Annotated in this window: 21 protein-coding genes and 2 pseudogenes; 11 read left to right on the plus strand and 12 right to left on the minus strand. The window is 66.9% G+C overall.

Annotated elements, in window-relative coordinates; genetic code table 11:
- Positions 1–243: 243 nt before the first annotated feature.
- Complete coding sequence (locus ACP56T_RS21125; RefSeq protein ID WP_179239979.1) at positions 244–822, minus strand: helix-turn-helix domain-containing protein; 579 nt, start codon at positions 820–822, stop codon at positions 244–246.
- Here ACP56T_RS21125 and ACP56T_RS21130 point away from each other — a divergent pair.
- From ACP56T_RS21130 to ACP56T_RS21165, 8 genes are all read left to right on the plus strand, one after another.
- Positions 806–1,234, plus strand: coding sequence for a hypothetical protein (locus ACP56T_RS21130; protein ID WP_043378410.1), 429 nt, complete (start codon positions 806–808; stop codon positions 1,232–1,234). The genes ACP56T_RS21125 and ACP56T_RS21130 overlap by 17 nt on opposite strands.
- 163 nt (positions 1,235–1,397) lie before the next feature.
- The gene (locus tag ACP56T_RS21135; protein WP_043378406.1) at positions 1,398–2,132 is read left to right on the plus strand and encodes a hypothetical protein; all 735 of its coding nucleotides are present in this window, start codon (positions 1,398–1,400) and stop codon (positions 2,130–2,132) included.
- Complete coding sequence (locus ACP56T_RS21140) at positions 2,129–4,174, plus strand: AAA family ATPase (protein ID WP_051975897.1); 2,046 nt, start codon at positions 2,129–2,131, stop codon at positions 4,172–4,174. Before ACP56T_RS21135 ends, ACP56T_RS21140 begins: the two co-directional genes overlap by 4 nt.
- Positions 4,175–4,446: 272 nt before the next feature.
- Positions 4,447–5,214, plus strand: coding sequence for a GIY-YIG nuclease family protein (locus ACP56T_RS21145; protein ID WP_139239451.1), 768 nt, complete (start codon positions 4,447–4,449; stop codon positions 5,212–5,214).
- Complete coding sequence (locus tag ACP56T_RS21150) at positions 5,204–5,683, plus strand: hypothetical protein (RefSeq protein WP_051975896.1); 480 nt, start codon at positions 5,204–5,206, stop codon at positions 5,681–5,683. Before ACP56T_RS21145 ends, ACP56T_RS21150 begins: the two co-directional genes overlap by 11 nt.
- Before the next feature lie 161 nt (positions 5,684–5,844).
- Positions 5,845–7,251, plus strand: a complete 1,407-nt coding sequence (locus ACP56T_RS21155; RefSeq protein ID WP_081948537.1) for a tyrosine-type recombinase/integrase — start codon at positions 5,845–5,847, stop codon at positions 7,249–7,251.
- Entirely contained in the window at positions 7,248–8,003 is a 756-nt protein-coding gene (locus ACP56T_RS21160) for a tyrosine-type recombinase/integrase (RefSeq protein ID WP_158713260.1), read from the plus strand. The genes ACP56T_RS21155 and ACP56T_RS21160 overlap by 4 nt, the downstream gene beginning before the upstream one ends.
- Positions 8,004–8,331: 328 nt before the next feature.
- On the plus strand, positions 8,332–8,652 hold the full coding sequence (locus ACP56T_RS21165) for a DUF6634 family protein (RefSeq protein ID WP_081948535.1): 321 nt from the start codon (positions 8,332–8,334) through the stop codon (positions 8,650–8,652).
- A gap of 1,417 nt (positions 8,653–10,069) precedes the next feature.
- Here the strand turns inward: ACP56T_RS21165 and ACP56T_RS21170 are convergent.
- Positions 10,070–10,456 carry an SPW repeat domain-containing protein gene (locus tag ACP56T_RS21170; protein ID WP_043378397.1) on the minus strand — a complete coding sequence of 129 codons (387 nt, stop codon included), beginning with the start codon at positions 10,454–10,456 and terminating at the stop codon, positions 10,070–10,072.
- 107 nt (positions 10,457–10,563) lie between these two features.
- The gene (locus ACP56T_RS21175; protein WP_043378394.1) at positions 10,564–11,109 is read right to left on the minus strand and encodes a carboxymuconolactone decarboxylase family protein; all 546 of its coding nucleotides are present in this window, start codon (positions 11,107–11,109) and stop codon (positions 10,564–10,566) included.
- A 96-nt stretch (positions 11,110–11,205) separates the two neighbouring features.
- On the opposite strand from ACP56T_RS21175, the gene ACP56T_RS21180 reads away from it, so the two are divergent.
- Complete coding sequence (locus ACP56T_RS21180; RefSeq protein WP_043378391.1) at positions 11,206–12,024, plus strand: helix-turn-helix transcriptional regulator; 819 nt, start codon at positions 11,206–11,208, stop codon at positions 12,022–12,024.
- 205 nt (positions 12,025–12,229) lie between these two features.
- Here the strand turns inward: ACP56T_RS21180 and ACP56T_RS21185 are convergent, their stop codons facing one another.
- Positions 12,230–12,784: a GNAT family N-acetyltransferase gene (locus ACP56T_RS21185; RefSeq protein WP_051975895.1), complete on the minus strand. Its 555-nt coding sequence runs from the start codon at positions 12,782–12,784 to the stop codon at positions 12,230–12,232.
- Positions 12,785–13,383: 599 nt separating this feature from the next.
- The gene (locus ACP56T_RS21190) at positions 13,384–14,046 is read right to left on the minus strand and encodes a TetR/AcrR family transcriptional regulator (RefSeq protein WP_051975894.1); all 663 of its coding nucleotides are present in this window, start codon (positions 14,044–14,046) and stop codon (positions 13,384–13,386) included.
- Between the two features lie 144 nt (positions 14,047–14,190).
- Between ACP56T_RS21190 and ACP56T_RS21195 the strand changes: the two are divergent.
- Positions 14,191–15,021: pseudogene (locus ACP56T_RS21195) on the plus strand (FAD-dependent oxidoreductase); the annotation flags it as partial.
- Between the two features lie 69 nt (positions 15,022–15,090).
- Here ACP56T_RS21195 and ACP56T_RS21200 read toward each other — a convergent pair.
- From ACP56T_RS21200 to ACP56T_RS21230, 7 genes and pseudogenes are all read right to left on the minus strand, one after another.
- Positions 15,091–16,259 (minus strand): IS3 family transposase gene (locus ACP56T_RS21200; protein WP_089231281.1). Its coding sequence is split into 2 segments (ribosomal slippage): positions 15,091–15,992 and positions 15,992–16,259, totalling 1,170 coding nucleotides; the frame shifts between segments, so codons are not numbered across the junction.
- Complete coding sequence (locus tag ACP56T_RS21205) at positions 16,228–16,581, minus strand: ABC transporter substrate-binding protein (protein ID WP_043378379.1); 354 nt, start codon at positions 16,579–16,581, stop codon at positions 16,228–16,230. The genes ACP56T_RS21200 and ACP56T_RS21205 overlap by 32 nt, the downstream gene beginning before the upstream one ends.
- 53 nt (positions 16,582–16,634) lie before the next feature.
- Positions 16,635–17,330, minus strand: a pseudogene (locus ACP56T_RS21210) (glutathione binding-like protein).
- Complete coding sequence (locus tag ACP56T_RS21215) at positions 17,327–18,049, minus strand: glutathione S-transferase family protein (RefSeq protein WP_051975893.1); 723 nt, start codon at positions 18,047–18,049, stop codon at positions 17,327–17,329. Before ACP56T_RS21215 ends, ACP56T_RS21210 begins: the two are co-directional and overlap by 4 nt.
- A 22-nt stretch (positions 18,050–18,071) precedes the next feature.
- Positions 18,072–18,647 (minus strand): carboxymuconolactone decarboxylase family protein, encoded by a 576-nt coding sequence (locus tag ACP56T_RS21220; RefSeq protein ID WP_043378376.1) that lies wholly within the window; start codon positions 18,645–18,647, stop codon positions 18,072–18,074.
- 18 nt (positions 18,648–18,665) lie between these two features.
- Positions 18,666–19,613, minus strand: a complete 948-nt coding sequence (locus tag ACP56T_RS21225) for a C-terminal binding protein (protein ID WP_430914057.1) — start codon at positions 19,611–19,613, stop codon at positions 18,666–18,668.
- Positions 19,601–20,467, minus strand: coding sequence for an alpha/beta fold hydrolase (locus ACP56T_RS21230; protein ID WP_043378372.1), 867 nt, complete (start codon positions 20,465–20,467; stop codon positions 19,601–19,603). Before ACP56T_RS21230 ends, ACP56T_RS21225 begins: the two co-directional genes overlap by 13 nt.
- A 306-nt stretch (positions 20,468–20,773) precedes the next feature.
- Here ACP56T_RS21230 and ACP56T_RS21235 point away from each other — a divergent pair, with 306 nt between their 5' ends.
- Positions 20,774–21,676: a LysR family transcriptional regulator gene (locus ACP56T_RS21235; protein ID WP_430914058.1), complete on the plus strand. Its 903-nt coding sequence runs from the start codon at positions 20,774–20,776 to the stop codon at positions 21,674–21,676.
- Positions 21,677–21,774: the final 98 nt, after the last annotated feature.

Below are 21,774 nucleotides of genomic sequence, written 5' to 3' on the forward strand. Positions count from 1 at the left end.
GACCGGATTGCTTCGGCAACCTTGCGACCTTGCGAGACCAGAACATCAACTTGGCGCAGCTTGGCGACAATCTCTTCAGCCGTGTGCTTCTTCCGTCCCATGACAACATCCTCCACATGGCTCGAAGCCATACCTTAGGGAGGACCACTTTTCAGGAGGCAGGCCACTCGCGCAGCCTCAGGCGACACGAGACAGTTCAGAGAGCGGTGAGAAAATTCCGGTGCATTCCACACCGAAATCACCTCAGCCCTTCATCTCGTCGAACCGCGGCTTCGATCCGTGGGCGAACTTCGAAGTTTTGAAAAGCTTGATGCCGACACCGTCGGCGTCGGCGTTCCGGAATTCTATGCCGCCGGCCGAAAGCGTGGCAACCAAACGCTCGAGGGTTTCGGGCTTCGGTGTGCTGGTACCGAGTTCCAGTCCGGCGATACTTCTCTTGGCGACGCCGGAGCGGACGGCGAGCTCCTTCTGTGTCCAGCCGAGCATCGCCCTGGCGCCTCGGATCTGCGAAGCTTCCACTTTGGCCGCGGAAGATACTTGACGCGGACGCATCTCTGGTGCAGCCTGCGAATCGCTGGAAGACGGAGCCGGAACGCCAATTGCGGAAGGCGTCTGTCCAGAAGACCTGATCTTTGGCCGACCTGCAAGTCCGTCGAAATGGGTCCACGCCGTTGCTACGGCGATTCCTTCGATGCTTGTCGAAGACGACGCGCTTCCTTGGCGCCGCAGGCGAGAGGAAGCGACGGCACCCCGAAACTTGGCAGCCTTGTTCCTCCGCTCCTTCGGCGGATCGGGAGATTGTGCCATGTCGAAGTCGTACACCGGATCTGGTGACGCCATCGTCGGCGGCATCCATGACAGCCTGTGTCGCAGCATCCGCATCGCGGGCGAGCGCATCCGATTGGCCCGCGAACTCGAGATCGTCGCGAGATCGCGCGACGACGTCCTGTCCGTCCTTCCCAGGGGGTTGGAGGACATCCAATCCTACAGGAAGCTCGCCGACCACGGCTTGGCGCACGCAACAGTCCGGCGCGCCCAAGGAACTGTGATCGTCCTGGCGGCGGCCGGTCGCGTCTGGCGGCGGCCGGATCTGAGACGTCGGCTGATCGCGGTCAAGCGCGACGCCCGCCGTATCGGCCGACGCGTCGTGCTCGTCACGGGAAGGGGCTTGCTCCGCTTGGCCGGGTGCAGACGCGACCCGCGAAGCCTCTCGCCGTCCCGTTCCCTGGACTGACCCTTTCGTCGTCCTTCGAGCGGCTTGCTTCGATCCTGGCGCGCGAACGCTATCGAACCTTTCCGGACCCGACAGGTGCCTCATGCGGAACGAGAACGTCGTCGTGTTCCCGACCGGACGACCGATGCCACGACTCACGAACGACCGAGGAAGAGTCGCGACCATGGCACGGAAGCTGGCGTCCGCACTTCGGCGCCGGCAGTCCGTATCCGGGCGCCAGCCTCTCTCCATCGAACTTCGCGATCTGACCGGCGTGGCCGACGAGACGGTGGACATGTTGTCGGCTCTCGCCCGAAGCCGGGTCCTCACGCCTGCCACGGCGGCGAGACTAGCGATGCGTCATGCTTTCGAGATCGGGCGCCCCTGGTCGGAAGCCGCCGGTGCGCACGACGCGCGGCCTCACGGCCAGCGATTCATTTTCGCCGGTGACGTGTTCGGGCGCTTCGCGATCAGAATCGAGGACCGGGCGAGCTGTGCCTGGGTGGCTCGGAGCGGGTTCGCCGATCTCGACCTGCTGTGCGGTCTGTGCCCTCCAGAAAGCGGTACGCTTCAGCTGGTGCACAGCCTGGATCCGAACGGCCGTCCTACGATCGATGTGAGCATGGCACGACTTCGGCTCGACGATCAGAGGCGCGCAGACCACGGACAGGATCCATCCGAGAAGCGGCAGGTTGTTTGGGTGGGCGGGCTGCCTCTCTCGGCACAGCGCCGGGCCCTGGCCGTCGCCGGCATCGAGGACGCGCTGCGGCACGGCGGAACGCAGGTTCGAACCGCCGCGCCGTGGTCATGCAACTTTCCAGCCGGGGAGGTGGAGCGCGCACGCGAAGCCCGCCGTCACCTCTTTCTCATCGGAATCGCGTGTCCCGGACTCGTCGGAACGACCGGGGGAACGAGATGAGCGGCCAGGGTCCGATCCCGTCCCTCGGCCGTTCGAAGGGCACGCAGCGGCCCGCGGAAGGCGGGCCGACGACAAGCGTCGCCTTCGCGGAAGATCGCCCGTCAGGCATCCTCGCGATGCTTCGGCTTCTCGACTCTAGCCGTCGAGCGGTCGATGTCGACCCGGACGAGGCCGAGCCGGGTGCCTCTTCGTCCCACCTACCCGACGACCCGGCCGAAATCGCAGCGGCGATCCTGTTCGGTCGCGCCATCGAGCGGGACCCCGCGATACTGGATCGGATCCGGGAGCGCTCGCCGGTACTCATCGTGGATTGCCCCGACGACAGCTGGCTCGAACCGATGACGAACGTCCTCGTACGAGGTTTCGGGTCCGGATCCACGCTATGGAAGCGAACGCCCGGCATGCAGCGAAGTGCCGGCCAGGCGGTGGTCGTGAAGGGGCGGTCCGACGACGTTCGGATCAGAGCCGAGACGCCGGGCGTCGACGTCGGACGAGCGTTTCGGAACTTCCAAGCCTTGATCTGCGTCGCGGCCCCCGGCCGATCACGGCTGCCCTTCGAAGTGGAACGATCGTGGGAGGAGCGGATCCCGCTCGGCCCGCTCGAGCCCGACGATTTGACCATGATTGCAGCCCGGATCGTCGGGTCGGATCCGAAGACGACCGTTCCTGCTTCGATCGCGGCGCGGGTCGACGCGACGGATCTCCGGATCGCGCTGCATGCCTCCCGGGGAGCGGACGGGTCCATCGACCGGCTCAGGGCGATCGTGGAACGCAGAGTTTCGAAGCCGCCGGCCGCTCCTACGCCGCGTCTGTCGCATCTATCGGGTTACGGCGCTGCGGCCGAATGGGGGATCGCTGCAGCGGCAGATCTGGCGGCGTTCGGCAGAGGTGAGCTGCCCTGGGCGGATTGCGAGCCCGGTGCGCTACTGAGCGGCCCGCCGGGCGTCGGCAAGACCATTTTCGCATCGGCACTGGCGAGAGAAGCGGATGTACCTTTCATCGCAGGTTCGTTGGCACAGTGGCAGGCGGAAGGCGAAGCGCACCTTGGGACCACGCTAAAGGCGATGATCGGCTTCTTCCGCGAGGCGCGAAAAATGGCGCCTTGCGTCGCGCTCGTCGACGAGCTCGACTCTTTCGGAGATCGCCGCAAACTCGCGGATTACAACCGCAGCTACGGGGTCCAGGTCATCAACGGCTTCCTGGAATGTCTCGACGGCGATGGCGGCCGGGCCGGCGTGCTGATGATCGGCGCGACCAACGACGCCACTCAGATCGATCCCGCGATCCTGAGAGCGGGACGATTCGATCGGGTGATCGCGATCGCCCGGCCCGCCCTCGAGGAACTGCCCGCCATCCTGCGCCACCATCTCGGATCGGATCTCGTCGCCTCCGATCTTCGGCCCATTGCCCGAAAGGCGTTGGGCGGAACCGGCGCCGACTGCGCCGCCTGGGTGCGGCGCGCCAGAGGCCGGGCCCGCCGCGCCGGACGGCCTCTCGTCGAGAACGATATCCTCGTGGAGATCGCAGGCTCAGCCGGACGCGCACGAGTCGAGGACGAGAGACGGGTGGCGATCCACGAATGCGGGCATGCCGTAGCCGCGCGGTCGCTCGGCCTGTCGATCGGCGATCTGGTCCTGCGCTCGCCCGGACACGGGGGGGGCGGCTACATGGGCTTTGCGCCCCCCGGGGTCGTGACCCGACACGTGCTCCGGAACATGCTCATCGTTCTCATGGCGGGACGTGCGGCCGAGATACTCGCGTTCGGCGACCCTTCCGCCGGAGCCGAGGCGGATCTCCTCGCCGCAACGACGCTCGCGCGCGACATGCACGTCCGCTGGGGTTTGGACCGGCGGCTGTCGGCGGATGGCGGACGCATGGTCGACCCTGCGGTGGGGACTCTCGTCGAGAGGGCGCTGCGGTCGGCGGCGAAGTCCGCGCTGGCCCTCCTGGGGACCCGACGTGAACGACTCCTGGAACTGGCCGAGATGCTCGAATCGCGAAGGTCGCTCGCCTCGGTCGAAGTCGAGGAGTTTCTCCGCTGACGTTCCGATGATCGGCGACGCGACCCGCCGGTCCTCGATGCGGTCGACGACCGGAGGTGCGTCGCCGACCGGTCGGTCCTTCCGATCCAAGTAGCGCGATCGTCGCGACGAACCGATCGCGACTCCCAACATGATGTGCAGGAGGAATCGCGATGCTGGAGAAACGTCCGCGTCCGTTCCGAGGAATGATGGCCGGCACACGGGACGAAGGGTACGTCTCACTCGAGTTCGTCTCATCGGGCGTCGCGCTCCATGCATGTCCGATATGGTCGATGGATCGTCTGCTGGACCTTCCTGCAATGCTTGGTCCCGGCTTGTACATCCTGGTCGGGATGCCGGCACCGCAATCGACGAAGCTCAGAGCTGTAGTCGGCGAATCGGGCATGCTTCAAGAGCGTCTCGCCGCACACGCCGCTGACCCGACGCTCGATTTCGTTTGGGACGCGTGCGTCGCGACCGGGCCGCGCATCATGAACGAGACCGTTCGACTGATCCTCCAGCGCGCGTTCGTCGACGAGATCGCCAACCATGGTTTCGCGACGATTGCGAACAGGCAGGACGCGGAGAGGTTCACGGCCACGGAACACGACATCGCCACGGCGGCGCAGGTGACCGAAGATCTACGCCCGCTCCTCGACATGGCGATGCCGGGACTCGTCGCGGCGGTCGAACCGGTGAAGGCGCCGATCGGCGCGCGTGTGGTCATGGCCCCGCGCGGCCTCGATCCCCTCGGTCTCGTCCGAACCACACATACGATGCGTTGGCGGGGCGCGCTGGCGACCGCGACGATGCGCGGCGGTGAAACCGTGCTTCTGCCCGGCTCGCGGATCGTCGCGGACGTATGCGCGAACACGCAGTGGTTGCGGGAGAAGCGGATCGAACTGATCGGATCCGGCGTCCTCGTGCCCGGCGACGACGCGCGGTACCTCACCGTCGCCGCCTTCGTCACTTTCCGCAGCGCACGCGAAGCGACCGCCTTCGTCACCGGCGGGGCGTCCGCGTCCGCGCGTCTCACCTGGATGCCGATCGATGAACTCTGAAGCTCCCGGCCCGGATCCGGACGCGTTCGGAGGCGACCGGCCTCGGGCCGCAGACCGCGGCCAGCGGCATGAGCGTCCAAGCCGCGGCCGGATCGACGACCGTGCGGATCCTCTTCGACGCCTCGTCGGAAGGCCGGCGGTCGATCAATGGGCCGACGACGAGATCGTGACCCTCGAAGAGGCGCGCGCTCTGTTCTTCCCGAACGGCCCGCTGACGGTCAAATCGCTTCGTTCGGCGGTCCGTCTCGGTCAACTCGCATCCGCTTCGATCGCAGGCAGGCTCTACACGACGCCTTCGGCGGTCCGCTCGCTTCTCGAGCCGCAGCTTCGTCGGGATGCGAAGGACACGTGCGGATCGGCCGAAAGCATGGACGACCGAAGGAGCCCGCGATCGGATCGAGAGGCGGAGGTGCCGTCCGTCGCCCGCCGCCGGGGTCGCAAGCCGAAGCTGCTCCATCGATCCTGGTAAGTCGCGCTGAATCTCTACCGCCGGCTTTTAGAAGTGAGACTATGGTCTCATCAACCAGACTCCAAAGCGAGGTCCGGCGGAGGGAATAGAAGATCTTCCCGTTAACATCTCGAGAACGACTGCACCTTGATGTTCCGCTGACCGAAGCAAGGGATCGGGCCATGGCTGGAAGAAGGAAACAGGCGGGTGCGCGGCTCTGGTTGCGCAAGCGCGACGAACAGGATTCTTCAACGTGGATGTGGTATATCATCGACGGAAAAAATCAGCTCAGTCTGGGCCTGTTCTGGGATCCGCATGACCCCGACGGTACGAAGGCTGATCTTCTGCTTTCCGAGTACAAGGTGGACAAAGCGAAAGGGCCGCGAACGGCGGCGGCGCCATCCAATGCGGATGAGATTCCCCTCGACGACATCCTCGACCACATGGAGGCGTCCAACCCTGAAAAGGCGGGCGCGACGGATGCAGAGATCCGCAATCGCACGAACCTCCTGTTCTGCATTTCCGAACTTCGAAAATACTGGAGCGGAAAGTACCTGTCCGATGTCACGGCGCAATCCAGTGTTGAATACCGCAACATCAGAACGGGTGTGCGCTGGAAGAATCAGACGAAGGAGTCCGATTCTTCCAAGATCCGCGTAACCGGAACACAGTCGGCTCGCAGAGAGCTCGAGGTTTTGAACTCGGCGATCCAGCGCTATGCGCGCGAGAAGAACCTAACCGCGATCAGACAGGCCGAGCTTCCGCCGAAAGCTCAGCCTAGGGACGAGTGGTTGACCTACGACGAGGTCGCCCGCCTCCTCCTAGCGTGCCGTGGGCGTCGTTGGGATCCCGAGGCGGACGACTGGATTCGCGACGCTCGCGGCCGTCTCGTCATCAAGGATCCCTACACACGGCGCCGACGTGCCGGGATCGCCCGTTTCATATTGCTGGCAGCTTGGACCGGAACACGGCACGACTCGGTGCTCCGATTGCGCTGGAAGAAAAACGACTCGGCCGGATACGTTTCAGGCGATCTGAGGACATTGTTTCGCAGAGGTGATCGCGAGGCCGATACCTCGAAAAGCCGCAATCCTTGCAGAATCCCAACATCGCTTCAGGCACATATACGTCGTTGGCAGGAGAACGACGACAAGCGCGATCTTCTGAACATCGTCCATCAGCAAAATGGTACAGGTTACAATGCGTACATTCAAATAACCTTCAAGCAGATCGTCAAAGACGCCGGACTGGACCCCGAGCGCATCACCCCTCATACTCTCCGGCACACTTGCGCGCACTGGATGAAAAACGAGGGGGTGCCGATCTGGGTTGCGGCGGACTACCTCTCGATGACGGTGGAAACTCTCGAGAACGTCTACGGTTCGCATACGCTCGACTCCCACGAGTTGGTCGTGGACGCATTCGCTCATCGAAAGCGGCAGGTGTCGCCGGACCGCCGGAGCAATGCATCCGCAGCTCCCGTCACATTACGGGTGCCGAGCGACCCCGGCAGATCCAATGGTCGTGGTGACAGATGGACGCGCGATTGGCGCATGTCCAAGCGACCGAACCGGCGACGTACGCCATGATCCCGTCGTTCGCGGCTCTGCCGTTCGACAGGGCGACCGCTCTGGCGCTGATCGATCCTGTCGTCCATGCACGACCGGACGTTCCTCCCTCAGCGCAACGCTGTCTTGCGGCTGCTCTGGCCGTCTCCATAGGAACAGGGGCAGGACCGGACGAGCTATGCGCCGTCCACCCTCACGATCTCGGGACAGAAGCCGGCATCGCGACGATCGTGGTCGGTGCGCGCCGCTCGATCCACGGCCGGGACGCCGCCAGAACGGTTCCGCTGCTCAAGCCCGTCCGGAACGTTCTGGAAGCGTACATGCGCGACCGCCGGAAATATGCGACCGGCGGGAACGGCCTGTTCATGTTGTCGGCGAAGCAACCACTTGGCGCGGCCGATCTCAGGACTGCGATCGCGCGCTGCGCTCGGGACAGGTCGCTCGGAAAGGGTGCGCAGATCCGGTCGGCGCGGCTCACCTTCGCCGCGGCACTCATGCGGGCCCAGGCGACCGAGGATCTCGTCGCCTACCTGACTGCGCGCGGCGGACGGGCCCGACGCTCGAGAGAGGAGTTCTATCTGCGGCAGAGGTCGCCGCACTTCGTACTGCGCCTGCTCAATCGGCATCACGTCTTCGGCGCCCGTTACGACGAAGTCGCAGGTTCGGCGGCGGCTCGGTCGGTCGGCGAAGCTCCGGTATCTCGGTCCGGGGACGATCCGGATTCCGTTCCGGCTCCCGGGCTGTCGACCTGGAAGGTCGGGACTCAACGATGAAAGGCGATCTCCGGCGAGGCGGTCGGTTTCGAAGCCGCCCGGAAGTCCGTGTCGCCGAAGGCGATCGGCAGTCGCACGCCGGGATCCGGCGCTGGCTTCGGACGGGACCGCTCGGTGACGTCGTTCGAGCCGCGATCAAAGGAATCGCGCCCGTGCGAGTTTCGGGCGCGCGCGGGAGGTTCGGGGCCCAGTTGCCGCACGATCCGTCCCGACGACGGCCGACGATGGCCGATGTCGCATCGCCGCGTTCGGAGGCGCGATCCTGCCGACCTCGATGCGCTCTGTCGCCCCCCATCCGACCACGGTGTCGGAACGAAGGACATCGATCATGTCGGTCCTGCACAAGGGTCCTGGCCCTTTTCCCGAACTCGCCCGCATCGCTGCCCGCCATCGTCGGTTGGCGGAGGATCTCGAACGCATCGCCGGCGGCCACCATCCCGGTGCCGACGATTTGAGGGATGCGCCACTCCTGATGGAATGGAGGCTTCGCTTGGCTCCCGCGCCACACCTCGTCGGCATCGTGCTCGGTCATCCTGTCATACCGGACGGAGAACTCTGCAGAACCAGCGAACTGTTCACGCTCGAACCGGACTTGGGTTACGCGCGCACGAGGTCGAGGTTCTACAGGCTGGGAGAAAGGGCCAACTGAACTCCGCTAGGCGGCGCGACGATCGTGGCTGCAGGTCGCTCCTGGCCGGTTCTCCTGCCGGCCTTGCCGGCGGCTTCCGGAAGCCGGCTGTTTGCATCTCGGGTCGGACGCCTGGGGATCCCGATTCCCTTCTCCGTGCGGGCCCACGTCGCCTGCGAACGCGTGGGCAGCCCAGCGTGGTCGGCTCGGCCGAGACCGTTGCCGATCGGAAGCCGGACGGCGCCGCGCCCGGCACCCGCCGCCGAATCGCGAATTGCGCGAACGAGGCTCCGGGCACGACGTCCGACGCGAAGTGGCGATTGCTGCCGCATAGAATGGCCGGCGCTTCATGAGGCTTCGATGGTTCCGTCGCGGATGAGATACGGGGAGGCGGCGCACGCTCAGGTTGGGCGCCCCGTCCGATCGGGCCGCATGGGGCTTAAGTGCCGTCGCCCGTCCGCCCGGCCGCGCCACTCCTTCGGATCGCGCGGCCGGACGTCGATCGGACGCGGGCCGAGGTTGCCGGCCCGCGTACGCACGAACGGGGCATCCAATTGCCAAAACCATTGCCAAAACCCATTTTTCGGCTCGGTTCCGCTCTGCGTGATCGCGATCTACCTCATGGGGCCAACCTCGCTCGACTCCGGCGCCGCACATCGCGGCCCCGCCTGGAGCGGCGGTCGAAGTGCGGCCTCCGCTCCTTCCGGTTCCTTCCGGTGCCCTCCCGTGCCACGGTATCGATTGCCTGGCAATGGATTGCCCTGTTCCTTTTGGCCGTCCAGACCTGATGGAACGGTGCACCAAACCCGCCGGCCTCGGCCCGATGCACGATCGCGCAATAGTCTCGGTCGATCGTTCCTTTGTGACGGCCGCGAAGTCTGCCTCCGAACGTACTACCTCAGATTGCGGAGCGCCCGAATGAGGGCGCGAGGTCGGAAGCGGATCGAGTGCCGGAAGTTCGGCATTTAGCTTCGCGTTCGGCGTACCGTCGTCCGATGAAGTTCTCGTGGAAGGGACATGGTGGCTTCCGAGTAAGGTCGCTCTCCGGCGCGGCTACCGGCCGGAAATCAATGCTTGGTATCCGTAGCGAGGGGCTGCTTCCGACCAGGCTTTCGGATGGTCTGATTGCCGGCAATCTGATTGGCGCCGGGACGACCGAGAATGGCCGAAAGCCGCTGATCCGCTTTGCCGTAAGTACGCCGGAGAAGCGGGCAGTCGGGCGCCTGCACCCGCTTGCACGATCGACAGCGGATCCCCGCGGTATGTGCAGCACAAAGACAACGCACCGACGCGCCTCGATGAGCCGCGCGTCCATGGTGGTCGTCATGTCCGGCTCCTCTCCGCCTGCGCATCGGCCTAACCCACCGGAGGATGATCCAGGCGAATGAAATGGCGGCCGAGCCTGCGTCCAGCCGCCTCAGGACTGGTCATCCGGAGCTCAAGCGTCGGCGAGAACCGGAGCGCGGTCCTCGGTCTCGGGCGCGTTCAGGACGAACGTCACCAGCAGCACCGCCGCGCCATTCGCCCAGTAGTAGATCGCGTCGAGGCCCTCGAAGCCAAGCACGAACGGCGCGACGATGAAGGTGGCGCCGACCAAGCGATCGACCGCCACATGCAGCCAGTAGGGCAGCACGCGGATGACGCCGGTCTTGTGGTCAGTGAGGAAGGTCAGCGCGAAAGCGGCGACGCCAGTCGCGACCGACAGCCACAGCGCCAGCGGGTTGGTCTTGCCCAGTCCCAGCAGGAACGGGGTGATTATCAGGCTCAGCGCCACCGGATAGTCGAGGTAAGCGTGGACGGTCTTGGTGACGAAACGGAAGTTCATGACACTCTCCTGTTGGCTTTGCGAACGCTCGTCATGGCGAGGCCGCAGTTGATGGACGTCGAGGGAGTCGGACGCGGCGGCTAGTAAGACGCCGCGTCCGCCGTGGGTCAGGCCGCCAGCGCGACGTCGACCTTGGGGAAGTCGATGTCGGTCAGCGCGACGTTGTTGGTGAAGTTGGTGAGGACATTGATCGCCACATTGGCGATCACCTCGACGAGCCGGCCATCGTCGAGGCCGGCCGAACGGGCGGCGGCGATGTCGGCGTCGCTCACGTGGCCCTTCGCCTCCGCCACGCGCTGGGCGAAGGCGGCGACCGCGTTGTCGAGCGCGTCCTGCGCCTTGCCGTGGCGGGCGGCATGGACGCCTTCGGGCGTCAGGCCCGCGCCCTTGCCCATCAGCGTGTGGGCGGACAGGCAGTAGTGGCAGCCGTTGGCCTGTGCGACGGCAAGCGCGATGATCTCGCGCTGCTTGGCCGTCAGCGCGCCCTTGGCGAGCGCGTCGGAGAAGCCGAGATAGCCGTTCAGCACGGCGGGCGACTGCGCGAAGGTGGTGAACAGGTTCGGCACCATGCCGATCTTGGCCTTCACGGCCGAGAGCGTCGCCTGGACTTCGGCGGCGGCATGGGCGGTGTCGATGGGAGCGATACGGGGCATCGGCGAGATCCTCGTCTTGGTTTGTGCGGCTTGCACGCCCGCTCTATGCCGAACGACGCGGTAGCGTAGGTCCCGAGAACGTTGCCGATCGTCCCGATGGATCACCTCGCCGCCCTCTTCGCCCACGCCACGCCCACCGCGCGGACCTTCTTCACGGGCAACCTATGCCAGGCGGTAGAATTCGCCGAAGGCGGCCATCTGCACTTCCTCAACGCCGGCACGCTGACGCTCGCGCAACGTGGCGAGCCCGACCTTATGCTCTCAGAGCCGACGCTGCTGTTCTTCCCGCGCAGCCGCACCCACCGCTTTCTCGTCGACCCCGAGCGTGGCGCCGACCTTGCCTGCGCTGCCGTCGACCTCGGCGGCGAAGCGGGTAGCCCGATCGGCGAGGGGCTGCCGGCGTTCGTGGTGCTGCCGCTCGCCAGCCATCCCGCGCTCGGGCCGACCTGCGACCTGATCGTCGACGAGGCCTTCGCGGAGGGCGACGGCCGGCAGACGGCGCTCGACCGGCTGTTCGATTACCTGCTGATACTGATCGTGCGGCACGTGGTGAGGAGCGGTCTCGTCGACGGCGGCGTCCTCGCGGGGCTCGCCGACACCCGGCTGGCGCGTGCGCTCACCGCGCTGCACGAGGCGCCGGGCAAGCCTTGGTCGCTCGAGAACCTCGCCGAGGTGGCCGGCATGTCGCGCACCCGTTTCGCGGAGCGCTTCCGCGTCGTTGTCGGCCGGACACCGATCGACTATCTCACGCTCTGGCGGATGACAGTGGCGCGCCAGCGCCTCGCCAAGGGCAAGTCTGTCAAGAGCGTGGCCGCGGAGGTCGGCTACGACAGCCCCGCTGCGTTTTCGCGGGTGTTCTCCCGCATCGTCGGGCACTCACCGCGCGAACAACAGGACAGCGCATCTCCTGAGTAAGCCTGCTTTGATGCATCCGCCCTCCGGGAGCGGTCGGGCGGAAATCCACCCGTCCAAGGCGTTCAGCTACCCCTTGACGTCAGCAGGAGCTGGCCGATTCGGTCCGCCCGCTTCGGAGAAGGGCCGCCGGAACAGCGAACGCTCCGCTTCCGACCCAAGTCAGGCGAACACGCCGCCGCCCATTGAGCGCCGTTGCGTCTGAGGGTCAGCCCGCCCGCGTGATCGGCCGGGCGAAACGTTGCTCCAGCACCTCTACCCCCCATTGCTGTCCGGGCCGCTCCTCTACAAGCCGGAAGCCGTGCGACTCGTACAGGTGACGGGCGGCATGTAGGCCCTGGAACGTCCAAAGGTGGACGGCGTCGAAGGCCCGCAGCTCGCAGAAGCCCACAGCGGCGGTCAACAGCCTTCTGCCGACGCCGCCACCGCGCAATCCGTCATCGACGATGAACCAGCGCAGATGCGCGATGCCCGCGCCGATGTCCTCGCCGTCGATGGCCACCGTGCCGACGATCTGCCCCCGGCGAACCGCGAGCCAGAGGCCGTTGCAGGGATGATCGAGTCGATCTGCGAAATCGGCCAGACCTGCGGCGATGCGTGCCTCGAACGCGCGTCCGAACCCCGCAATCCTCGCGTAGTGCTGGGCGTGCATCTCCGTGCAGCGCGCGAGAGCACCGCTCTGGTAGCCGGCCACGAGGGTCACTTCGGGCGGATGCGTCGAGACCTCGGGCGCCCCATCCGTCTGTCGCAGATCGTGCGTCATCGTTCAGCTTAGTCCCCCGGGCGGTGCGCCGACATCATGTTATCCAACCCTCGCCATTCCTGGTCTGGAGTCCTCCGCGACCCGACCGATCCGCCTGTCATGGGTGAAGGCATCCGATGAACGAACAACCGCGCCGGCGCTTCTCGGCGGTCTCCCGAGCCTGCGGGCTGGATCGTCCAATAACGCCGTGCTCTTGGCTGTGGCCCAACCAGGCGATCACGGCTTGAGCCGCCGGGCGCCGGCAGATCGATCGAGATTGCGGCGCAAGAAGCGGGATGCGCGACCCCGTGGACGCGGTGCAGACCGGATGGCCTTCCGCGACTGAACCGTCCCGCCAAGTCCACTTCCGTGAACCGCAGCATGACCGCGTCCGAGCAGACGATTCTGCTCGCCCTATCCGTACGTTGGGGCGGATCGTTCTTCCTCACGCGCGTCGCGCTCTCGGTGCTGCCGCCGACGACCCGCTCCGCCCGAGGCGGGAACCTCCGGCCGAGCCGTTGCGGAGAACGGCGGCTGCGCCTTTCTCGTATGCCATCGTGAACCCCGATCGTTGCTGTGGCTGCATTCTCCGGGACCTGGTCGCGCAATGCCGGTGCTGCTCAGCCGCGCGTCCTGGCCTGCTCGCCGAATCGGGGCGATGCCGTCATCCGGGGGAAGGCGCGCTCGACGATGTCACCCACGCGGTCGGGCGCGCAGATCGGTCCGAGCACCTCACGATAGAGCGGATCGGAGATCACCGTGGCCGACCCGACCAGGGTCGCCACGAACTGGAACATCAGGAGGTCGAGGTCCACCTCGACCATCCATCCTGCGGCCTGCGCCTGCCGCAAAGTTGCCCTCTGCTTCTCGGCGAACCGCATCATCTTGGCCTTAAGGCCCGGGCTCGCGCATCGGACGACCTCCGGGTTCCGGACCGCGTTGTAGTGTGCGGGGTGTTCGTTGGCCCATTGCAGATAGGCGCTGGCGAGCGAGCGAAGCTGTTCGACCGGATCACCGCCCGATGCGGCCATCGCCGACTCAGTCGCCGCGATCAGCCTGTCCACGCCGTCCTCCGCCAGCGCGGCGAGGAGGTCCGTCCGGGTCTGGAAGTGTCTGCCGGGTGCAGCGTGCGAGACGCCGAGGTCGCGGGCGAGCGCCCGCAGACTCAGCGCCTCGATTCCCTCCGCACCTATCACCTCGGCCGCCCGTTCGAGCAGCGCATCGCGCAGGTTACCGTGATGGTAACGCCGCGCGCCGGATGGGCAGCAGGATTCGCGATCCAATGTTGACACAGCCTACAAAGGCTCCCAGTTGTGTGTTGTCGCTGACAACATAGCGGGTCGCGGCGCCGTGGCAATGATCCGAGGAGATCATCGTGTCGTCCCTTCCTCAAAGCACCGAAGTCCTTATCTGCGGCGCCGGCCCCGTTGGCCTCACGCTCGCTCTCGGCCTCGCGAAGAGGGGGCGTCAGGAGCATCGTCGTCGATCAGAAGCGGGAGCTGGACACTCACTCCCGCGCAATCGCGCTGTTTCCACGGACGCTGGAAATCTTTCGGTCGCTCGGCGTGGTCGAGGATTTGATCGTCAGCGGCGAGCAGTCGTCCCACCTCCGGCTGCGCCGCGCGTCAGACCGCAAGACCCTCATCGACTTCGACTTCGGAACCTACGACCCGATCACGCAGTGTAACTACTTGCTCGCCATCCCTCAGAACCGCACGGAGCGCGTCCTCTTCGAGCACGCCCAGCGCAACGACAGGATCGAGCTGCGTATGGGATGCTCGTTCGTTCGATTCGAGGACGATGAGGCCGGCGGGTGCGTGCATGTTCGTCTTCGCGAAGGGGAAGGCGTCGAGAGCGTCGTCGAGGCGCGATTCCTCGTGGGGGCGGACGGTTCCCACAGCAGCGTTCGGCAGCAGCTCGGCTGGGAGTTGCAGGGTAAGACCTACGCGACTCGAGCCGTCCTTGCCGATGTCGAGGTGAGCGAGGAGGCGGACACCGCGGACGGGTGGCTCGCCGAGCCCGATCGCCCGTCGCTCCTTATGTCGATCCGGTATGCGCCGCGGATATGGCGCTTGATCGAGCAGGGCATTCCCGACACGCTGACGGACGCCGAGCTCGCCGATCACGCGCGAGAGCTGACAGAGGTTCTGTTCGGCGAGGGGGCCTGGCGGAAGACGGTGTGGACCTCGGCCTACCGCAAGCACGAGCGCGTGGCGCCTCATTTCCGGAGCGGGCGCGTGCTGCTGGCGGGGGACGCCGCGCACCTCAACAGCCCGGCCGGCGGGCAAGGTCTGAACACGGGCATCCGCGATTGGACTTGCTTCAGTTTAGTGGAGAGCGGTGTGGTGGGCGATGCCCCTTTCGAATTGGGTGGGGCTGGTGAAGCCGAGCGCCGAGTGACGGCGTCGGGGATTGTAGAAGCCATCGATGTAACGGGCCAGCGCGTCGATGGCCTCGGCTCGCGTCTGGAAGGCGGTGCGCCAGACCAGTTCGCTCTTCAGCGTCTTGAAGAACGTCTCGACCATCGCGTTGTCAAAGCAATTCCCCTTGCCAGACATCGAAATCACGATGCCATGTCCTCGTAGTTCCGCCTGATACTCATTCGCACAGTACTGACTGCCGCGGTCGGAATGATGCAGCAAACCTGGTCCGGGCTGCCGGACGACGAGGGCACGTCGCAGCGCAGTCAGCGCGAGCTCCTTGTGAAGACGGTCGCCCACCGCCCAGCCCACGACCCGTCGAGAGTACAGGTCGAGGACCACCGCCAGGTACAGCCAGCCCTCCCGCGTCCAGATGTAGGAGATGTCGCTCCCCCACTTCCGATCCGGCCCAGCCGCCGTGAAGTCCTGGTCGAGGTGGTTGGGCGCGATCGGGAAGGCGTGGCCGCTGTCCGTCGTGCGTCGGAAGCGGCGCGGCTGGCGGGCCTTGAGCCCGTTCTCCCGCATCAGCCGGGCCACGCGTCGCCGGCCTGCCGCCAAGCCCTGCTCGCGCAACTCATGCGTCATGCGCGGGCTGCCATACGTCTCGTGCGAGAGCGTGAAGGCGGAGCGAACATGGGCAAGCAGCACGAGGTCCTCGCGCTGCCGTGCCGAAGCCGGACGATTCTTCCAGGCAAAGTAGCCGCTCGGACTGACGTCGAGGACCTTGCACAGGCGCGCGACCGGGAAGTCCTTCTTCGCCGCGTCGACGAGGCGGAACCTCATCGACTTCCCTCTTTGGCGAAAAAAGCCGTGGCCCGCTTCAGGATCTCCCGCTCCTGGCGCAGCACCTCGTTCTCGCGGCGCAGGCGCTTGAGCTCGGCGGCCATGTCCTCCTGCCGTTCCGCCGGCGGGTGGTCCATCTCCCGCTCACGTCGGCCGTCGATCCAGTTGCGCAGCGTCGAGAGCCCGACGCCTAGATCGGCGGCGACTTCCCGGCGGGACCGCCCGCTCGTCTGCGCCAGTCGCACCGCCTCGGCACGAAACTCAGGGGTAAAGGTTTGCTTCCGGTCTGACATCGGAACCCTCCTCCTTCAGGAAAAGAGCTCTCCACTTTTGCGAGGCAAGTCCAATGTCGGGCTTGTTCTGGTGGTCGGCGCCGACGATCCGGATGGCGACCCCGGGCAACAGCGCCGCCGCCTCCTCCGCGGTCATGCGGGCGGCCAGCTCCGAGCCCGCGCCCGACTTGTCCGCGTAGACGCTCGATCGGTCGCCGAGCACACCGATCTTGACGACGCCGTCGGAGAAGGCCTCCGCGGCCGGAGCACCGGTCGGGACGAGGGCCGCCGCGAGCGCGCGGAACGCGGCGGCGCGGCCGCGCGCGCCGAACCGTCCGGTCATGGTCGTCCTCCCCGTGTCGTGACGCTCGGGCTTCGGAAGCGTGGTCGCGGCGCTCAGCCGCCGCGGCGTCCCTGGCCGAACAGGATGGCCTTCGACTCCTCGGTGACGGTCGGAGTCGAGTTGACGGCCTTACCGGCCGCGTAGGCGCGCTGCACGGAGGGGCGCACCGCCAGGGCATCGAGCCAACGGCGGACGTTCGGGTACTCCTCGATCCGCTGACCCTGCCGTTCCCACAGCAGGCATCACGGGTAGGCCGCCATGTCGGCGATGCCGTATGCGTCGCCTACGATGAAGGGGCGATCGGCCAATCGCTCGTCGAGGACCCCGTAGAGGCGCGACGTCTCCTTGACGTAGCGTTCTATCGCATAGGGAATGCGCTCGGGCGCGTAGTGGCTGAAATGGTGATTCTGGCCGAGCATGGGGCCGAGCCCGCCCATCTGCCACATCAGCCATTCCAGCGTGGTCTTGCGGCTGCGCCGGTCGTCGGGCATCAGGCCGCCGAGCTTCTCGGCGAGGTAGATCAGGATCGCGCCGGACTCGAAGACCGGAACGGGCTCGCCGCCGTCGGCCGGCGCGTGATCGACGATGGCCGGCATGCGGCCGTTCGGGGAGATGCGCAGAAAGTCGGGTTCGAACTGCCGGCCCTCGCTGATGTTGACCGGCACGATCCGGTAGGCCGCTCCAGCCTCCTCCAGCGCCAGCAGGATCTTGTAGCCGTTCGGGGTCGTCCAGAAATGCACGTCGATCATGGCGGAGAATCCGATCCTTCGTTGGAGAGGTGGGCGCGAGCCGCCCTCGCAGCCAGGCCGTCGAAGAGGGCGAGCGACCGGTCGCGCCAGGCCGCGACCGGGTCGTCCGCCGCCAGGAGTCCGCGCGGCGACGAGCATCGAGCCCACTGGAACGCGGCGAATACGATGTAGTCGGCAAAGTTCGGGCGCTCGCCCCCCAGGAAGGGTTGCGACCGGATGGTCGCGCGGAGCGGCTCGAGGGAGGCCCGGAAGGCGGGCAGGGCCTGATCGGCGCCCGCCGCGACCGCCTCGAGCGTCGCCCCGAACCGCGCCTCCCGCGTGCGCCTGAAGTATTCTTGGTCGCGCTCGTGCAGGATGGTCCAGACGTCCAGCACGATCTGGCGCCCGATCCCGGGAATCACGACCCCGTCGCACCAGTTCCTGACGAACACGATCCCGGCTCGGGCCTCGCGCGGACCCAGCAGGGACGGCCGGTCGGGATACTTGGCGTCGAGATGACAGGCGATCGACCAGGAATCGACGATCACCGCGCCTTCGTCCACTAGGACGGGAACGCGATCCTGGCCCGAGAAGGCGATGGTCGCCTTGTCGGTGAAGCGCCACGGCACCGTGTCAGCCGAGAGGCCCTTGTGCGCAAGCGCCAGACGCACGCGCCAGACGAACGGACTGAACCGGACGCGCTCGTCGGCCGCCGCGAGATCGTAGAGCTTCAGCGCCATCGGACCCGTTCCACCGCGCCATTCAGGCCGCGTCGGCCTGCTGGACGGGTTCGGGCTTGCTCCACGCGTAGGCCTCGAACGCCGCGTCGAGGGGCGTGGCCGCGACGTGATCGATGTCGTTGCCGAGCACCTCGTACCCGATGGCGACGATCGCCTCGATCAGGTTCTCCCGCGTGTAGCCCGCCGCTTCGAAGCGATCGAGCTCGGCCTGCCCGACTTGGCCGCGAGTCCGGGTCATGGCGGCGGCGAAGCTGCGCAGCGTCTCGAGCTTCGGGTCGGCCAGCGGGTCGCCGTGGCGCAGCGCGGACAGGATTGCCCCGGGAATCCTCTCGCGCGTGGCGATCGGCGAGTGCACCGCCATGCAGTGATGGCACTCGTTCTCGTAGTCGATCGCCCGCAGGACGATCTGGCGTTCGAGCACGGACAGGGTGCGCCTGGCAAAGGTCGCGCCGGTCTGCCGATAGATTTCGTACATAACCGGCGACTCGGCCATGATCCCGTGCAGGTTCGGCAGGAAGCCGTAGCGCTCGAGCGAGTCGGCCGCGATCGGCTTCGACCGCTCGGGCGCGGTCCCGGGGGTGTGGATGGTCAGGTCCATGACGGTGCCTTCCTGCGATCAGTGGACGGGATTGAGGGCTGGCTCGCCGCGCAGCGCCGGGGCCACCTCCTCGGCGGTGCGCCTCTGGAGATCGACCAGCGATTCCTCCGAGTAGAAGGCGAGGTGCGGCGTCACGATGAGGTTGGGAACGGTCCCGATCCAAGTCTCCGCCGTCGGCGGCTCGGTCTCGAGGACATCAAGCGCGGCGCCGCCTAATCGCCCCGATGCCAGCGCCGCGCACACTGCGGGAAGGTCGACGAGGCCGCCGCGGGAGGTGTTGACGAGGAGGGCCCCGGGCTTCAGCCGCGCCAAGCTCTCGGCGTTGACGACGTGGTGCGTCTCGGCCTCCAGCGGCACGTGGAGCGAGAGGATGTCGGCCGCCTCCCAGGCCTCGTCGCGTTCGACGCGGCGGGCCCCCAGCCCCGCGATCGGGTCCTGAGGGACGAACGGGTCGCACACGAGGATGTCCAGGCCCAGGGCGCGCGCGATGCGCCCGAACCCGAGCAGGACGAGCGTGCGTCCGCGGAGGCGGTGGAGAGGCGCGACGGCGGCCACGTTCCACACGCCCGCGCGGGTCTGGTCGATCCCGCGGACCAGCCCGCGGGCGAGCGCCAGCATCAGCGCCAGGGTGTGATCGGCGACTTCTTCGATGCAGTAGTCCGGGACATTGGTCACCCGGATGCCCTTGTCCCGCGTCGTGGGCAGCGGGATCGTGTCCACGCCGATGCCGTAGCGCGCGATGATCGCGCAGCGCTCCAGTTGCTGGACGAGGGTCGGCGGAAGCCTCGCGTAGCAGTTCAGCAGAGCGTCGGCATCGCGGCAGACCTCCAGCAGAGCTTGCGGGTCCGTGGACGGCGCGACGACCAGATCGGCCAAGCCGTCGAGGATTGCGCGTTCGGGCTCCAGGTTCGGGAATACGTGGTCGGTGACGACGACCTTCCGCCTTGTCATGGTCAGCCCCGCCACGGCTCGAGAATGGCAAGGAGTTCCGCGTTGACGCGGTCGGGCCGCTCCTCTGGAGGCAGGTGCCCGCATTGCGGAATGGCGACGCCGCGCACGTCTCCGGCCATGCCCTGCCACACGGCCAGGACGTCGAAGGTCCGGCCCACGAGGTCGAAGTCGGCGCCCCAGATCGCGAGGGTCGGGCACGCGATCAGCCGGTCGGCGTCGGCCTCGTCCTGCGCGAGGTCGACCGGTCCTGCCCGGTAGTCCGCGAAGGCGCCGCGGAAGGCGCCGGGCCGAGAATAGGCGCGGACGTACTCCGCCACCGCCTCCTCGCCGATCGCACCCGGCGCGTAGGACCAGCTATCGAAGAAGTGCCGCAGGAACATCTCCTCGCGCCCTGCGACCAGCGCCTCCGGAAGATGCGGCACCTGCTGGAAGTAGAAGAACCAATAGAGCTTGGCGAGCCGCGCGTCCGTGGCCTGGAAGACCACGCGCGTCGGTATGTTGTCGATCACGACGAGGCGGTCGATGGCCTCCGGGTAGTCCTTGGCGAACCGTGTCGCGACACGGGCGCCGCGGTCGTGACCGACGAGGGCGGCACGCCCGATGCCGCAATGCGCCATCAGGGCCCGGACGTCTCCCGCCATCGACCGCTTGTCGTATCCCGTATCGGGCTTGTCGGTCGCGCCATAGCCGCGCAGATCCGGAGCGATGATTCGATACCGCTCGGCCAGGACGGGCCACTGATGGCGCCGCGCGAAATGCGTCTCCGGATAGCCGTGCAGAAGCAGCACGGCCGGGCCCGCACCCGCGTCGAGGTAGTGCATCCGGATGCCGTTGACCTGGGCCGTATGGTGCCGTGCATCCGGAGTCATGAGGGTCTCCCCTTTGCAACCAGCGTGCGGACAACCGGGAGTCGTGAGAAGAGGTGACGCGGGAATAGGATCTATACGCGACCTGTATGAGTACGTGCTGGAAGATCCTGGGCGCTCGTGGCGACGGGGACCGTGGCGACGGGGACCGTGGCGGCGCGAGCGAGCGGCGCGTGCCGAAGGATGCGTCGGTCTCGCGGGCGTCGTCGCCCGCCGGAATCCACCGCCTCGATCGGCAGTCATCGGTGACCGGTCCGCCGCGGTCGGCTACGGGGTGTCGGAGCTCCGGACGATACGGGGACGGTATGGATGAACGACCTGATCACGGCCATGCGGACCTACGTGCGGGTCGTGGAGGCCGGCAGCTTCACCGCCGTGGCGGCCGAGCTCTGTACCACCCAGCCGACGATCAGCCGGCAAGTGGCTTCGCTGGAACAGCATCTCGGCACGCGGCTCATCACCCGCACGACCCGCGCGCTCGCCGTGACGGAGGACGGTCGCGTCTTCTACGAACACGCCCTGCGGTCGCTCGAGACGCTGGCCGAGGCCGAAGCCGCGGTCGGCAGGCGCAAGGGCCGGCCGTCCGGAACGCTGCGACTCACCGTGCCGGTCGTGTTCGGGCGTCTGCACGTCGTGCCGCGCCTTGCGCTGTTCGCGGAGCGCTACCCGGACATCCGCGTCGATCTCATCATGAACGACGCCTTCTCCGACCTGGTCGAGGAGGCGATCGACCTCGCGATCCGGGTCGGCGAGATCACCGATCCGGGCCTCGTCGCGAAACGGATCGGGATCACGCGGCGCGTCACGGTCGCCGCCCCGGCCTATCTCGCGAAATGCGGCGAACCCACGTGCCCGGGCGACCTCGCCGCCCATGACTGCATCGTCTACACGCGTCTCGTCGCCGGCCACCGCTGGTCGTTCACGAGCCCGGATGGACCCGTCTCAGTCGACGTCGCGGGTCGTTTCCGGGTCAACAATTCGGAAGGGGTGCGCGAGGGCGTCATCGCGGGCCTCGGCATCGGCGTCGTGCCGATCTGGGCGTTCCGCGACGAGATCGAGACGGGACGGGTGAAGATCATCCTCCCCGCTCACCGGCCGATGCCGTTGCCGATGCAGGCCGTCTACCCGTCGCGCCGGTTCGTTCCGCTCAAGGTGCGGGCAGCCATCGACTACCTGAGAAGAGAATTTCGGTTCTTCGTCATACGGGGTTGATCGGGACTAGAACGAGCCAGCGTCCAAATCGGCTTCCAGGGTTGCTAGGTTACTGCCGGACCACACCCACGCCTCGCCCGGCAGCAGGTCGTCCTCGT

Source organism: Methylobacterium endophyticum, assembly GCF_050591105.1.
In the GTDB taxonomy this organism is placed as follows: domain Bacteria; phylum Pseudomonadota; class Alphaproteobacteria; order Rhizobiales; family Beijerinckiaceae; genus Methylobacterium.

Coding starts and splice junctions, on each gene's coding strand:
- ACP56T_RS21130 (WP_043378410.1), top strand. CDS start 806: ATGTCGAAGTCGTACACCGGATCTGGTGACGCCATCGTCGGCGGCATC.
- ACP56T_RS21135 (WP_043378406.1), top strand. CDS start 1,398: ATGGCACGGAAGCTGGCGTCCGCACTTCGGCGCCGGCAGTCCGTATCC.
- ACP56T_RS21140 (WP_051975897.1), top strand. CDS start 2,129: ATGAGCGGCCAGGGTCCGATCCCGTCCCTCGGCCGTTCGAAGGGCACG.
- ACP56T_RS21145 (WP_139239451.1), top strand. CDS start 4,447: ATGGATCGTCTGCTGGACCTTCCTGCAATGCTTGGTCCCGGCTTGTAC.
- ACP56T_RS21150 (WP_051975896.1), top strand. CDS start 5,204: ATGAACTCTGAAGCTCCCGGCCCGGATCCGGACGCGTTCGGAGGCGAC.
- ACP56T_RS21155 (WP_081948537.1), top strand. CDS start 5,845: ATGGCTGGAAGAAGGAAACAGGCGGGTGCGCGGCTCTGGTTGCGCAAG.
- ACP56T_RS21160 (WP_158713260.1), top strand. CDS start 7,248: ATGATCCCGTCGTTCGCGGCTCTGCCGTTCGACAGGGCGACCGCTCTG.
- ACP56T_RS21165 (WP_081948535.1), top strand. CDS start 8,332: ATGTCGGTCCTGCACAAGGGTCCTGGCCCTTTTCCCGAACTCGCCCGC.
- ACP56T_RS21170 (WP_043378397.1), bottom strand. CDS start 10,456: ATGAACTTCCGTTTCGTCACCAAGACCGTCCACGCTTACCTCGACTAT.
- ACP56T_RS21175 (WP_043378394.1), bottom strand. CDS start 11,109: ATGCCCCGTATCGCTCCCATCGACACCGCCCATGCCGCCGCCGAAGTC.
- ACP56T_RS21180 (WP_043378391.1), top strand. CDS start 11,206: ATGGATCACCTCGCCGCCCTCTTCGCCCACGCCACGCCCACCGCGCGG.
- ACP56T_RS21185 (WP_051975895.1), bottom strand. CDS start 12,784: ATGACGCACGATCTGCGACAGACGGATGGGGCGCCCGAGGTCTCGACG.
- ACP56T_RS21205 (WP_043378379.1), bottom strand. CDS start 16,581: ATGACCGGACGGTTCGGCGCGCGCGGCCGCGCCGCCGCGTTCCGCGCG.
- ACP56T_RS21215 (WP_051975893.1), bottom strand. CDS start 18,049: ATGGCGCTGAAGCTCTACGATCTCGCGGCGGCCGACGAGCGCGTCCGG.
- ACP56T_RS21220 (WP_043378376.1), bottom strand. CDS start 18,647: ATGGACCTGACCATCCACACCCCCGGGACCGCGCCCGAGCGGTCGAAG.
- ACP56T_RS21230 (WP_043378372.1), bottom strand. CDS start 20,467: ATGACTCCGGATGCACGGCACCATACGGCCCAGGTCAACGGCATCCGG.
- ACP56T_RS21235 (WP_430914058.1), top strand. CDS start 20,774: ATGAACGACCTGATCACGGCCATGCGGACCTACGTGCGGGTCGTGGAG.